General features: G+C 65.1%; 12 protein-coding genes. 10 read left to right on the top strand and 2 right to left on the bottom strand.

Translation table 11 applies throughout. The annotated features are described in order from the left end of the window. The 8 genes from AACH87_RS20445 (at nucleotide 1) to AACH87_RS20410 (ending at nucleotide 7,762) form a co-directional block, all read left to right on the top strand. Nucleotides 1–1,188 carry a cytochrome D1 domain-containing protein gene (locus AACH87_RS20445; RefSeq protein WP_338799034.1) on the top strand — a complete coding sequence of 396 codons (1,188 nt, stop codon included), beginning with the start codon at nucleotides 1–3 and terminating at the stop codon, nucleotides 1,186–1,188. Nucleotides 1,189–1,190: 2 nt separating this feature from the next. Then, nucleotides 1,191–2,300 (top strand): Lrp/AsnC family transcriptional regulator, encoded by a 1,110-nt coding sequence (locus AACH87_RS20440; RefSeq protein WP_338796404.1) that lies wholly within the window; start codon nucleotides 1,191–1,193, stop codon nucleotides 2,298–2,300. Further along, nucleotides 2,287–2,793 (top strand): Lrp/AsnC family transcriptional regulator, encoded by a 507-nt coding sequence (locus AACH87_RS20435; protein ID WP_338796403.1) that lies wholly within the window; start codon nucleotides 2,287–2,289, stop codon nucleotides 2,791–2,793. The genes AACH87_RS20440 and AACH87_RS20435 overlap by 14 nt, the downstream gene beginning before the upstream one ends. After that, nucleotides 2,774–3,256, top strand: coding sequence for an Lrp/AsnC family transcriptional regulator (locus AACH87_RS20430; protein WP_338796402.1), 483 nt, complete (start codon nucleotides 2,774–2,776; stop codon nucleotides 3,254–3,256). The genes AACH87_RS20435 and AACH87_RS20430 overlap by 20 nt, the downstream gene beginning before the upstream one ends. A gap of 13 nt (nucleotides 3,257–3,269) precedes the next feature. Beyond that, nucleotides 3,270–4,493: a heme d1 biosynthesis radical SAM protein NirJ gene (gene nirJ / locus AACH87_RS20425; RefSeq protein WP_338796401.1), complete on the top strand. Its 1,224-nt coding sequence runs from the start codon at nucleotides 3,270–3,272 to the stop codon at nucleotides 4,491–4,493. Beyond that, the gene (locus AACH87_RS20420) at nucleotides 4,483–6,207 is read left to right on the top strand and encodes a cytochrome D1 domain-containing protein (RefSeq protein ID WP_338796400.1); all 1,725 of its coding nucleotides are present in this window, start codon (nucleotides 4,483–4,485) and stop codon (nucleotides 6,205–6,207) included. Before nirJ ends, AACH87_RS20420 begins: the two co-directional genes overlap by 11 nt. Nucleotides 6,208–6,437: 230 nt before the next feature. Beyond that, on the top strand, nucleotides 6,438–6,785 hold the full coding sequence (locus tag AACH87_RS20415) for a hypothetical protein (protein WP_338796399.1): 348 nt from the start codon (nucleotides 6,438–6,440) through the stop codon (nucleotides 6,783–6,785). 389 nt (nucleotides 6,786–7,174) lie between these two features. Beyond that, nucleotides 7,175–7,762, top strand: coding sequence for a hypothetical protein (locus AACH87_RS20410; protein WP_338796398.1), 588 nt, complete (start codon nucleotides 7,175–7,177; stop codon nucleotides 7,760–7,762). Nucleotides 7,763–8,125: 363 nt separating this feature from the next. On the opposite strand, the gene AACH87_RS20405 is transcribed toward AACH87_RS20410, so the two are convergent. Together AACH87_RS20405 and AACH87_RS20400 are read right to left on the bottom strand one after the other, a co-directional pair. Beyond that, a complete protein-coding gene (locus tag AACH87_RS20405; RefSeq protein ID WP_338796397.1) occupies nucleotides 8,126–9,094 on the bottom strand; it encodes a PDR/VanB family oxidoreductase in 969 nt (322 codons plus the stop codon). Next, entirely contained in the window at nucleotides 9,091–10,146 is a 1,056-nt protein-coding gene (locus AACH87_RS20400; protein ID WP_338796396.1) for an aromatic ring-hydroxylating dioxygenase subunit alpha, read from the bottom strand. Before AACH87_RS20400 ends, AACH87_RS20405 begins: the two co-directional genes overlap by 4 nt. Nucleotides 10,147–10,411: 265 nt before the next feature. On the opposite strand from AACH87_RS20400, the gene AACH87_RS20395 reads away from it, so the two are divergent. Together AACH87_RS20395 and AACH87_RS20390 are read left to right on the top strand one after the other, a co-directional pair. Continuing rightward, the gene (locus AACH87_RS20395) at nucleotides 10,412–11,200 is read left to right on the top strand and encodes a GntR family transcriptional regulator (RefSeq protein ID WP_338796395.1); all 789 of its coding nucleotides are present in this window, start codon (nucleotides 10,412–10,414) and stop codon (nucleotides 11,198–11,200) included. A gap of 494 nt (nucleotides 11,201–11,694) precedes the next feature. Beyond that, nucleotides 11,695–12,630, top strand: a complete 936-nt coding sequence (locus AACH87_RS20390) for a tripartite tricarboxylate transporter substrate binding protein (RefSeq protein ID WP_338799033.1) — start codon at nucleotides 11,695–11,697, stop codon at nucleotides 12,628–12,630. The last annotated feature ends 67 nt before the right edge of the window (nucleotides 12,631–12,697 follow it).

Here is a 12,697-nt window from a genome sequence, read left to right as displayed (position 1 = left end):
ATGGCCGCATCTCCGCTGTGGGCCAGCGGCTGCGCTGCAGTGGCGCAGCAGGCCGACACCCATGGCGGAGCCGCCGGCGACATGCGGGGCACGGGCGATCTGGGCGTGGTGATTCAGCGGGCGCGGGGAGCCATCACCGTCGTCAACACCAGCCACCGCGCCCTGCTGGGCGAAGTGGCGGGGCTGGGGGATTTGTCGCATGCCTCGGTGGTGTTCTCGCGGGATGGACGCGATGCCTATGTGTTCGGGCGTGACGGCGGTTTGACGCAGGTGGACTTGCTGCGCGAGCGCATCGTGCGGCGGGTGATGCAGGCGGGCAATTCCATCGGGGGTGCCATCAGTGCCGATGGCACCATGGTGGCCGCGCAAAACTACGTGCCCGGCGGGGTGAAGGTGTTTGATGCCAAAACGCTGGACCTGCTGGCCGACCTGCCCGCCACCTACGGAAACGGGCGGCGCTCGCGGGTGGTGGGCCTGGTAGACCTGCCCCAGCGCCGCTTTGCCTACAGCCTGTTTGACGCCGGGGCCATCTGCATTGCCGACTGTGCCGACCCGGCAAACCCCCGCGTGCACACGCTGGAAGGCATAGGCCGCCAGCCCTACGACGCGCTGGTCACCCCCGACGGGCGCTACTACATTGCAGGCCTGTTTGGCGAGGATGGGCTCGCCATGGTGGACCTGTGGGAGCCCCAACCCGTGGCGCGTCGCATTCTGGCGGGCTATGGCCGGGGGCAGCAACCGCTGCCCGTGTACAAGATGCCCCACTTGCGCGGCTGGGCCGTGGCAGGGCGGCATGCCTACCTGCCCGCCATAGGCCGCCACGAGGTGCTGGTGGTAGACACCGCCACCTGGCAGGAGGTGGGCCGCATCCCGGTGGCAGGCCAGCCCGTGTTTGTGATGGCCCGGCCGGATGGCCGTCAGGTGTGGGTGAACTTTGCCGTGCCCGACTATGACCAGGTGCAGGTCATCGACACCCCCAGCCAGCGCGTAGTGGACACGCTGCGCCCCGGCAGGGCCGTGCTGCACATGGAGTTCACCCCACGCGGCGAAGCGGTGTGGATCAGCTGCCGTGACGACCACCTTGTGCGCATCATCGACACCGCCACACGCCAGACGCTGGCAACCCTGGCCGTGGATGCGCCCAGCGGCATCTTCTTCACGGCGCGGGCGCAGCGCATGGGGTTCTGACCATGGCCCCCCACACTGCCACAGCGGGTGAATGCAGGGCGGCCGATGGCGATGATGCAGGCCTGAGCGCGGCCCAGCGCCTGGCCCTGCTCAACGTCTGGCAACGCGGGTTTCCGCTGTGCGATGAGCCGTTTGCTGCCGTGGGTGCCACCCTGGGCCTGTCGGGCTTGCAGGTGCTGCAGGCCTACCGCCAATGTGCCCGTGACGGCGTGCTCAGCCGCATTGGGGCCGTGTTTGCGCCCGGCAGCGGCGGTGCGTCCACCCTGGCTGCCATGGCTGTGCCCACCGACCGGCTGGAGGCCGTGGCCGCCATCGTGTCTGCCCACCCGGGCGTCAACCACAACTACGAGCGCGAGAACGCCCGCAACCTCTGGTTTGTGATGACGGGAGCGAGCACCGTACAGGTGGAACAGTCGATTGCCTTGCTGGAGGCCGACACCGGCCTGCCCGTGCTGCGCCTGCCCATGCTGCGGCCCTATCGCATTGATCTGGCATTCGATCTGGCCTTTGACCGGGCCACCGGTCCGGCGCAGGGGCTTACCCCGCAGATGCGCCACGGCATGGCCTCTGCCAGTGTGTGTACCACGCCCATGCTGGCAGCGGAAGACTGGCCGCTGGCCGCACTGGCCGAGCAGGGCCTGCCCCTGGTGAAGCAACCCTATGCCCACTGGGCGCGGCGGCTGGCCTGCACCCCTGCGCAAGTGCAGACCACCCTGGAGCAATGGCTGCACCAAGGCGTGCTCAAACGCTTTGGCGTGGTGGTGCGCCACCACGAGCTGGGCATTGCCGCCAATGCCATGACGGTGCTGGATGTGCCGGATGCCGATGTGGACGCCGCAGGCCGCGCCCTGGCGGCGCAGCCCGGGGTCACGCTCGCCTATCGCCGTGCTCGCGCCACGGGTTGGCCTTACAACCTGTACTGCATGGTGCACGGTGCCCATCGCTCTGCCGTGCTGCAGGTGCTGCAACGCGCGCTGGAGCACAGCGGCCTGGCGGGCGTGCCGCGTGAGGTGCTGTTCTCGCGCCGCCGCTTCAAGCAGACCGGTGCGCGGCGCTTTGCGGCTGCTGCGCCACAGGCCCAGGACGAAGGGGTGGCCGATGCCATCGGTTGAAGACCTGCGGCTCATGGCCTATCTGCACGGCGGCTTTCCGCTGGTGGATGAACCCTATGCCGCAGTAGCCCAGGCGCTGGGCACGACCGAGCAGGACGTGCTGCAGCGCCTGCAGCGCTTACTGAATGAGGGCTACCTCACCCGTTTTGGCCCGCTGTTCCAGATCGAACGCGCAGGCGGGCAGTTTGTGCTGGCGGCGCTGTCCGCCCCCGAGGCGCAGTGGGATGGCGTGGCCGCGCAGGTGAACGCCCTGCCCGAGGTGGCCCACAACTACCGGCGTGAGCACGCGCTGAACATGTGGTTTGTGGTGGCTGCCGAGTCGCCCGCGCTGGCCCGCCAGGTGCTGCAGCGCATTGAAGACACCACGGGCCTGAAGGTGCACGCCTTTCCCAAGGAGCGCGAATACCGCGTGGAGCTGCGCCTGCCGCTGCTGCCACCGGGCGTGACACTGCCCCCGCCGCTGGAGGTGCCCCATGGCGCTGGATGCGTTTGACCGGGCGCTGATCGCCGCCACGCAGGCGGGCCTACCCCTCGTGGCCCGGCCGTACGACGCAGTGGGCGCAGCCCTGGGCGTGAGCGGCGAGCGCGTGCGCCAGCGCCTGGGCGAGATGCTGGAGACGGGGCTGATCCGCCGCGTGGGCGCGGTGCCTCACCACTACAAGCTGGGCTTTACCGCCAACGGCATGAGCGTGTGGGATGTTGCGGATGCCGAGGTGGACGCCCTGGCACGCCAGGTGGCCCTGCTGCCGGGGGTGAGCCACTGCTACCTGCGCCCGCGCAGCCTACCTGTGTGGCCTTACAACCTGTTTGCCATGCTGCATGGGCGCAGCCGCGACGAGGTGAGCGAGCAGGCCACCCACATTGCCCAATTGCTGGGGGCGCATTGCCGTCAGCACGACATCCTCTATTCCAGCGCAGTGCTCAAGAAGACAGGCCTGCGCCTGAAGGAAGACTGAAGGACGACTGAACATGTTTCGCATCAGCCAATACATGCGCGAGCTGGCCCGCGCCGAGGCCGAAGGGCAGTACCCCAGCGTGCGCGAGCGCAGGGCTGCGGGCCCCGTAGTCATCTGGAATCTGATTCGCCGCTGCAACCTCACCTGCAAACACTGCTATGCCTTGTCGGCCGACCACGACTACGCGGGCGAACTGAGCACCCACGAGGTGTTCACGGTGATGGACGACCTGCGCGGCTATGGCGTGCCGGTGCTGATCCTCTCGGGCGGTGAGCCGCTGATGCGCCCGGACCTGTTCGACATTGCGGCGCGTGCGCGGGCCATGGGCTTTTATGTGGGCCTGTCGACCAACGGCACGCTCATTGACGAGCCCATGGCCGACCGGGTGGCCGCCGCAGGCTTTGACTACGTGGGCATCAGCCTCGATGGCCTCAAGCCCACGCACGACAAGTTCCGCCGTCTGGACGGTGCGTTTGACCGCAGCCTGGCCGCCGTGCGCCACCTGGGCGAGCGGGGCGTGAAGGTGGGCCTGCGCTTCACGATGACCTCGATGAACGCGCACGACCTGCCCGCCTTGCTGGCCCTGATGCGCGAAGAGGGCGCGCAGAAGTTCTACTTCTCGCACCTCAACTACGCCGGGCGGGGCAACATCCACCGGGGCAAGGACGCGCACTTCACGGCCACGCGCGAGGCGCTGGATTTGCTGTTTGAGCGCGCCTGGCAGGCTGCGCGGGACGAGCGAGGTGAGGACTACGTGACCGGCAACAACGATGCCGATGGTGCCTACCTGTTGCAGTGGGTGCAGCAGCGCATGCCGCGCTGGCACGCCGATCTGCGTGCGCGCCTGCAGGCCTGGGGCGGCAACGCCAGCGGTGTGAATGTGGCCAACATCGACAACCTGGGCCATGTACACCCCGACACCATGTGGTGGCACCACGACCTGGGCAGCGTGCGCGAGCGGCCTTTTTCTGCCATCTGGGCTGACACCAGTGACCCGCTGATGGCAGGCCTCAAGGCCCAGCCCCGGCCGGTGCAAGGGCGCTGCGCTGCGTGCCAGTATTTCAGCCTGTGCGGCGGCAACACGCGGGTGCGTGCGCAGCAGCTCACGGGCAATGCCTGGGCGCCTGACCCCGGCTGCTACCTGACGGACGAGGAAACAGGCACCGAGTATCTGGCCGTGGCCGAACCGGTGACCCAGCATCCAGTGCACTTCATGGAGGTGAGCCATGCGCAGTGATCACGGCCTGACCCTCACCGTGCACGGGCTGGCTGTGCTGTCCTTGTGCGCCGCAGGCCTGCTGGCTGCCTCGGGCGCAGCACTTGCGGAGACTTCTGCACCTGCCACGGCAGCAGCGGCCGCCGTACCCGCACCTGTACCCGCGCCTTTACTCGCACCCGTACCCGCTGCCCCGGCCTTGTACCAGCAGCACTGCGCCGTGTGCCACGCACCGCAGCGCACGGGCGCCATGGGCCCGGCGCTGCTGCCAGAGAGCCTGGAACGCGTGCGCCCGGCGGAGGTGTTGCGCGTCATCAGCCAGGGCCGCCCCGCTACGCAGATGCCTGCGTTTGCCGCCACGCTGAGCAGTGCGGAAATCCAGGCGCTGGCGCAGTGGGTGCGCAGCCCCGCGCCCGTCGCGCCCACCTGGGGCGATGAGGACATCCGCACATCCCGCGTGGTCACTCCCGTGCCTGCCGATGAGCCCGCCAAGCCGGTGTGGTCTGCCGACCCCATGAACCTGTTCGTGGTGGTGGAAGGGGGCGACCACCATGTGTCGGTGCTCGATGGTGACAAGCTGGAAGTCATCACCCGCTTTGCCAGCCGCTACGCGCTGCACGGTGGCCCCAAGTTCACGCCCGATGGGCGCTATGTGTTCTTTGGCTCGCGCGATGGCTGGATCACCAAGTACGACCTGTGGCGCCTGCGCGTGGTGGCCGAGGTGCGTGCGGGCTTGAATATGCGCAACGTGGCCGTGAGCGGCGACGGCCGCTGGGTGATGGCCGCCAACTACCTGCCGCGTAACGTGGTGCTGTTCGATGCCGACCTGAACCTGGTGCGCAACTACCCCGCCACCACGCTCGACGGCAAGCAGGCATCGCGCGTGTCGGCGGTGTATGACGCCACGCCGCGCCGCAGCTTTGTGGTGGCCCTCAAGGACGTGCCCGAGCTGTGGGAGATTTCGTACGACCCAGCCGCTGCCCCCATCCACGACGGCTATGTGCACGACTACCGCATGGGCGAATCCATTGCCAAGCCGGGCTTTCAGGGCGTGCGGCGCACTGCGCTGGAGGAGCCGTTGGACGACTTCTTCTTTGACCAGACCTATACCTACGTGCTGGGTGCCACGCGCCCACGGCAGGCCGATGGCGCTGTCGCATCCGGCAAAGCCGATGCCCCCGCACCCGCTGCGGTGGCCCCGGGTGCCACCGCCCAGGTGGTGAACCTGGACATCCGTCGCAAGGTGGCCGACCTGCCCATTGCCGGTATGCCGCACCTGGGCTCGGGCATCACCTTTGGCTGGAACGGCACCACGGTACTGGCCAGCCCCAACTTGCAAGGCGGCGCCATCGACGTGGTGGACATGAAGACCTGGAAGCCGGTGCGCACCATTGCCACGCCAGGGCCGGGCTTCTTCATGCGCAGCCACGAAAAGACACCCTACGCCTGGACCGACTCGATGATGAGCCCGGCCGCCAAGGACACGCTCACCATCATCGACAAGCGCACGCTGGAGGTGGTGACCCAGGTGCGCGAGCCGGGCAAGACGCTGGCGCACATCGAGTTCACCAAGGACGGCCGCTACGCCCTGGCCAGCGTGTGGGAGATGGACGGCGCCGTGGTGGTGTACGACGCGCAGACCTTCAAGGAAGTCAAGCGCCTGCCCATGAGCAAGCCCGTGGGCAAGTACAACGTGTGGAACAAGATTTCGCGCAGCGAAGGGACGTCGCACTGAAGCGGCGAACAACACTCGGCGAAGTGTTCCTTGCCAACAAAGTCAGATACAGCCAAGCGGGTGAGTTAGAGCGGTGGTGATCTGTCGCTGAGAGAGTCTGAGGCAGCGCGAAGGTTCGCTTCAGGCTCATGTGCAACGCGTTCGCGAATGGGTACTATCGGCTAGAAGCCCACATTCAGAATGCCTCCTTGTACAAAGCAGTACGGGACAATCGTTAACTGGAAACTACTATGAGATTTCTTCGCAGTTTCACGTTGCTCGCGATGTTTACGCTCGCCAGTTCTGCGTGCGTTGCTCAGATGGTCGGCGTAGTCATCACCCCTGATGGCTATGAAGTCGGAGGCGTCAAGTGGAAGCTTGCGACACCTGCAGTGGATGAGGTCGTGCGCCAAGGCCCGACGCGGGTTTTGATCTTGGTCTGCACCCATACACCGCCTGCCAAAATCATTCAGTTCCAAACAGAGCTGGAAGCTCGGTACAAAGCCCCAGTGCAACTCGCCAGCTGGGAAAAAGCATGCCCCGACAAAGGCTCGCAAGTACGCCATTGGGATAACCGGGAGCGCTCCCAGGCGGGTTAGCCAAAGACTACTTCCATAGGTTTTTTTGCCCGCGGTGCTGTAGGTAAACGCCCGATATTCAAAGATACCTACTTCCGCTTTGGACCCTTAACCGCCGTTCAGAAGAGCCACCCGGAAGCTGCCTTTGATTTGCTGCACGTTGTTGTTGGAAATCCCGATGTCTGCCTACGACAAGCTATAGTTTGCCGAGCTGACGCGTGCCGGGTTTCACAGAATTTTTATATGGGGACGTTTGATCAGGTCGTCCCTTGCAAACCTATGCTGCAAGCAATCCCAAGGAGAAATCAGTGTCCAGAAGATCCCGCACCGTCCGGTTTATCCTGCAGGTTTTGCGGGATTCATCACGTTAGGCTGCTGAGATGAGTATCGGAGCCAGGATCGACGAGTGCATGAACAAGCTCTCAATCGGCGATGCCGAGAACGCATTCATACAGCTGGCGATTGCTATTGATGGCACTGCGAAGCGTCTGTACCCAAGCAAGAGAACAACAGACCGATGTAAAAGCTTTCTAAGGGACAACTTGCCATTTGTCCTTTGGTCTTTGACCAATGGCACACCGTCTCAAAGCAAGGATCTGACATTCGAGTTCAGCGGATCTAGTCATCCCAACCAAAGCACGAAATTTGAAGATCTGGTTTACAGCATCATCCGGTGTGCCTTGCTGCATGAAGGCGAGATGCCGAAGAAGGTCGAATTCGTCTCTGAGCCTTACATCGGGATGCTCGGCGGCCGAATGCAATTTCCAATCGCCTTAATTGGATCGCTACTACTCGCAGTCATCGCAAGTCCCGTCAATGCACGAGAAAATGTCTCAGCATCAACGTCTTTCACGTTTGGAAAGACAAGGGTCTACCTCTCTGAGTTCATCGGAGATCTGGAGAGAACAAAAGCCTCGATTCGCCTTGGCTTTCAATACGATGTCGAAAAGCTGCTTTCAGACTTCAATACACAGAGGGGTCATTCGCCAGCAGCCTAACCCTTCCATCGAGTGGACTCGCCCCGGCAAGCCGGGTCGATACTCTCATATCAAATGTTGAGCGTCCGCTTTAATCTGCTGCCACAGACTGCTCCTGACCGATAGTGCGCGTTCGCCGTAGATTCGTGGATGACGGTAACCGCTGCAGAGTGTTTCTACCACCGAGCCATGTGCCTCGGACGCTATTGCCCGTGAACACGAAGCGGTGATGGCTGGGCGCTGCGTCGCAGGCAGTACGCGCCGTACGACCAAACGCAGCAACGACGCCTGAAGCGTTTTGTTAGCCGCTTTAAAGCGGCCTACACCGCCTCTCTGGCGCCGCCGTTCCCTCTTGGCGCACTTGCCGATGCGGCCCGGGCCGGCTCACAAATCCAGCACCAGCACCTTGCTGCGCGCGCGCGAGCAGCAGGGCAGGAACTGCTCGTTGCAGGCGCGTTCTTCTTCGGTCAGGTACATGTCGCGGTGGTCCACCTCGCCTTCGAGCACGCGGGTGATGCAGGTGCCGCACACGCCTTGCTCGCAGGCGGTCATGATGTCCACGCCGTGCTCGCGCAGGGCGTGCACCACCGAGGTGTCTGCCGCAATGGTGTAGGTCTTGCCCGTGCTGGCCAGGCGCACTTCAAAGGGCTGGTCGCCCGAGGTGTCCTGTGCGGGCGCACCGAAGTATTCCAGGTGGATGTGGTCCTCAGGCCAAGCCAGGTTTTTGGCGGTGTTGACCACGTATTCAATGAAACCCGCCGGGCCGCACACATACAGGCGCGTGCCTGCGGGCGCATCGGCCAGCAGGGCCAGGGCGTCCAGCTTGTGGCCTTCGCTGTCGGTGTAGAAGTGCACATTCGCCGCCATGGGCGATGCGGCCAGCTCATTGGCAAAGGCCGTGCGCTCGGGCGAGCGGGTGCAGTAGTGCAGTGCATAGCTGGCCCCGGTGCGTTGCAGCCGGTCGGCCATGCACATCAGGGGCGTGACGCCAATGCCACCCGCCACCAGCAGGGTGTGTGGCGCGGGGTGCAGGGCAAACAGGTTGCGCGGTGTGCTGATGGTGATGAGGTCGCCCTCGTGCACGGCATCGTGCATGCCCACCGATCCGCCGCGCGATGCGGCGTCGCGCAGCACGGCAATGCGGTAGCGGTGCTGTTCGTGTGATGCGTTGCACAGCGAGTACTGCCGCACCATGCCGCCCGCACTGGCAGGCAGGTGCACGTCGATGTGCGAGCCTGCGCTGAAGGGCGGCAGCTGCTCGCCCTCGGGCCGCGCCAGTTCAAAGCTGGCAATGCCTTCGGCTTCTGTCTGTTTGCGCACCACGCGCACTTGCAGGGTTTCCTGGGCGGTCATGCAGCTTCCTTGTGGGCAGGGGCGGGGGCTTTTTCAGCGGCCAGCAGCCGGTCGATGATGCGGCGCGACTGTACACCGCCTGAGTCGATGTTGAGCATGAGCAGTTTGCGGTCGGGGTAGCGCAGCAGGTTTTCTTGCTGCAACTCCAGCATCTCCTGGTCTTCGGCAAAGATCTTGCCCTGGCCGTCGCGGATCTGGGCGGTGAGCGAAGGGTCTTGCGGCTTGAAGTTGCGCGCCATGCCCCAGAAGTAGTGGATGGATGTTTCGGTTTCGGGTGTGATGAAGTCCACCACGATGCTGGAGGCCTTCTTGTCCGGCGGGGCGTTGTAGCCGCCGTTGCCTGCCAGGGCCACGCCCACCTCGATCAGCACGTGGCTGGGGGGTGTGAAGTGGCAGATCTGCCAGCGGTCCACCGGCTGGTCGTCGGGCAGGCCGTTCATGCGCAGGGCCATCTTCCAGAAGGGTGGGGCCTCGATGCCTTCCATGAAGCGGCTGGTGATGACCTCGTCGCCTTCCACGCGGGTCTTGCAGGGCACCTCGTCAATTTCCTTTTGGCCGATGCTGGTGGAGTGCACATAAGTCTCATGCGTCAGGTCCATCAGGTTGTCGATCATCAGGCGGTAGTCGCAGGCAATGTGGTACAGCCCGCCGCCGTAGGCCCACTCGGGGTTGTCGGCCCATTCCAGGTGGTGGATTTGGGCGGGGTCGGCCAGTGCGGCATCACCCGTCCATACCCAGATGAAGCCATAGCGCTCCACCACCGGAAAGCTGCGCGCACGCGGAAACGCCTGCACCCGCTGGCCGGGCATGGAGACCGACTTGCCCTCGCAATCCACCCGCAGGCCGTGGTAGCCGCATTGCAGGTGCCCGTCGCACACCTTGCCCAGCGACAGCGGTGCGCCCCGGTGGGGGCAGAAGTCATCCAGCGCCGCGACCTGGCCGGGCGCGGGCCGGTAGAACACGATTTTTTCGCCGCAGATGGTGCGGCCCAGGGGCTTGTCGGCAATCTCGTCGGGCGTGCAGGCCACGTACCAGGCGTTCTTGGGGAACATGGGTTTGTCTCCTTGTGGGTGTTTGTTGTGATGTCTCTGGGGATGCAATGCCCCAGCGAGCCGGTGGAGCCATTGTGCAAATACAGGCTGCGTTTGTATACATAAAACGGCTGTCTGACTGGTATCTCGTTTTGTTATCGCACATAACTACTTGTTTTTATTATGGTTTGCAAACTATAGATGGCTGATGGGGTGAATCCTGTATACAGTGGCGGGTGGTAGGCTGTATACAGCGCAGCGTCCTCCGTGTTGCCTTCTTTTTTGTATGACCGTTCCAGAACTCGCCCCTTCGTCCTCGGCCTCCCCTGCAGACCCCGGTGCCTCGCAGGCGGTGCGGGCGCAGTTGCGCCTGCGTGAAATGATCCTGGCGGGTGATTTGCCCGGCGGCGCGCGCATTGCCGAGCTGGCGCTGGTGGACCTGCTGGGCGTGTCGCGCACCCCCATACGCGAAGCGCTGCTGCGGCTGGAGCAGGAAGGCCTGTTGACCTGCCTGCCCAGCGGCGGCTACGCGGTGCGCACGTTTTCAGAGGCTGATGTGGCCGATGCCATTGAGCTGCGCGGCACCATGGAGGGCCTGTGCGCCCGGCTGGCCGCCGAGCGAGGGGTGGATGCCGCCCTGCTGGACCAGGCCCATGCCTGCCTGGACGACATTGACCAGGTGCTGCAGCCCCCCGCGCTGGACGACGAGGGCTTTGCCCGCTACGTGGAGCTGAATGCCCGCTTTCACCACCTGCTGGCGCGCATGGCGGGCGATGGCCTGATGGCGCGTGAGCTGGAGCGCATCAAAAGCCTGCCCTTTGCCTCGCCCTCGGCCTTTGTGGTGGTGCAGACCCATTCCAGCGCGGCGCGCGACATGCTGGTGGTGGCGCAAGACCAGCACCGCCAGGTGATCGACGCCACCACCCGCCGCGAAGGCGCGCGCGCCGAGGCGCTGATGCGCGAGCACTCCCGCATCACCCGCCGCAACCTGCTGGCCGCCGTGCAGAACCCGCAGCTGGAAGGGCTGCCTGGCGTGGGGTTGATCCGTGGGCGGGTTGTCAGCGCTGGTAGTTGAGGCGGTATTTGCTATTGAATCAATAGCTGCCTGCGCAATGACTACGGGTGCTGCGCGCTGAAAAGCCGCTGATTTTTGTGCGGCTACCCCTTCATGGCTTTCTGCCGCAGCGGTCACGTTCAGGCTACACGGCTCCAGTTTTATGACACGAAATGCGGTCTAGCGCCCGCTCAATAAGCGCAGACAGCTATCAAAATGTGAGTGAATTGGAGAGCGGCTGGCGTGAGCTTGCGCTGACTTCTCCAGCCCGCCCCCAGCCCACCCTCGTCGGATATTGCATTTGGCGATAACTCAAAGTGGGCGGGGCGGCTTGTGGGCTCCGGGCAGCTCGGGCCACACTGTCAACTATTCATTGCCCAACGAAAAACACCATGGAGACACGCTATTCCGGGCCATCCGTGCCCGCTTCCGTTGCCCCAATTTCCGGCATCCAGCTTTCCCCCATCTCCCGGCGCGCCTGTCTGGGCGGGTTGGCGGGTGCCGTTGCCGGGGCTCTGGCCAGCGGGCAGCCCGCATGGGCGCAGGCAGCGTTTCCGGCCCGGCCCCTGCGCATCGTGGTGCCCAATGCAGCGGGCGGCGCGGCCGACATCACGGCCCGCACGGTGGCGCAGCAGATGGCGGGCCCGCTGGGCCAGAGCATCGTCATCGAGAACAAACCCAGCGCAGGGGGCGTGGTGGCGGGCGACCTGGTGGCACGCGCCGAGCCCGATGGCCACACCCTGCTGCTGGTGAGCAGCGGTACCGCCGTGAGTGCCGCGCTGTTCCAGTCCCTGCCGTTTGACACCCTCAAGGCCTTCACCCCCGTGTCGCTGCTGGCCACGTTTGACCTGGCGCTGGTCGTGCGCGAGGGCGGGCGCTTCAAGACGCTGGCCGATCTGCTGGCCTACGGCAAAGCCAACCCCGGCAAGCTCAACCTGGGCACCCCCCAGCTGGGCACAACCCAGCACCTGGCGGCAGAGCTGTTCAAGGTGACGGCGGGGCTCGATGCGCAGACCGTGCCCTTCAACGGCACCCCGGCTGTCATCACGGCCCTGCGCGGCGGCGAGGTGGATGCGATGGTGGACATCCTGGGCGGGCTCATGCCGCAGATCAGCTCCAAGGCATTGCGTCCCCTGGCCGTGCTGGGCGCGCAGCGCGCACCCCAGCTGCCCGATGTGCCCGCCGTGCGCGAAAGCGGCGGGGTGTTCACGGGCTTCAACGTCACATCCTGGAACGGCCTGGCCGTGCCCGCCCGCACACCGACGGCGGTGGTCGATCGCCTCTCGCGCGAGGTGAATGCTGCCCTGGCGCAGCCAGAGGTGAAAAGGCGCCTGCAAGACCTCAACCTCAACCCCCAGGGCAGCACACCGGCCCAGGCGGCAGAGCATCTGGCGGCGGATATCCGGCGCTGGAGCGACGTCATCACCCGCGCCCGCATTCCGCGCCAGTAACCCATCGCCCTCGGCCACCGTGCCGCCTCATCCCGTTGCGCCCGTCTCGCCCCGTCCTGCCTCTCCG

The organism is Acidovorax sp. DW039, from assembly GCF_037101375.1.
Taxonomy (GTDB): Bacteria; Pseudomonadota; Gammaproteobacteria; order Burkholderiales; family Burkholderiaceae_C; genus Acidovorax.
Note: the sequence above shows the minus strand (reverse complement) of the source record. Positions and strands in the feature narration are given on the sequence as shown.

What these genes read in the sequence shown, in the direction of transcription:
- AACH87_RS20445 (WP_338799034.1), top strand. Translation starts at nt 1, where the DNA reads ATGGCCGCATCTCCGCTGTGGGCCAGCGGCTGCGCTGCAGTGGCGCAG.
- AACH87_RS20440 (WP_338796404.1), top strand. Translation starts at nt 1,191, where the DNA reads ATGGCCCCCCACACTGCCACAGCGGGTGAATGCAGGGCGGCCGATGGC.
- AACH87_RS20435 (WP_338796403.1), top strand. Translation starts at nt 2,287, where the DNA reads ATGCCATCGGTTGAAGACCTGCGGCTCATGGCCTATCTGCACGGCGGC.
- AACH87_RS20430 (WP_338796402.1), top strand. Translation starts at nt 2,774, where the DNA reads ATGGCGCTGGATGCGTTTGACCGGGCGCTGATCGCCGCCACGCAGGCG.
- nirJ (WP_338796401.1), top strand. Translation starts at nt 3,270, where the DNA reads ATGTTTCGCATCAGCCAATACATGCGCGAGCTGGCCCGCGCCGAGGCC.
- AACH87_RS20420 (WP_338796400.1), top strand. Translation starts at nt 4,483, where the DNA reads ATGCGCAGTGATCACGGCCTGACCCTCACCGTGCACGGGCTGGCTGTG.
- AACH87_RS20415 (WP_338796399.1), top strand. Translation starts at nt 6,438, where the DNA reads ATGAGATTTCTTCGCAGTTTCACGTTGCTCGCGATGTTTACGCTCGCC.
- AACH87_RS20410 (WP_338796398.1), top strand. Translation starts at nt 7,175, where the DNA reads ATGAACAAGCTCTCAATCGGCGATGCCGAGAACGCATTCATACAGCTG.
- AACH87_RS20405 (WP_338796397.1), bottom strand. Translation starts at nt 9,094, where the DNA reads ATGACCGCCCAGGAAACCCTGCAAGTGCGCGTGGTGCGCAAACAGACA.
- AACH87_RS20400 (WP_338796396.1), bottom strand. Translation starts at nt 10,146, where the DNA reads ATGTTCCCCAAGAACGCCTGGTACGTGGCCTGCACGCCCGACGAGATT.
- AACH87_RS20395 (WP_338796395.1), top strand. Translation starts at nt 10,412, where the DNA reads ATGACCGTTCCAGAACTCGCCCCTTCGTCCTCGGCCTCCCCTGCAGAC.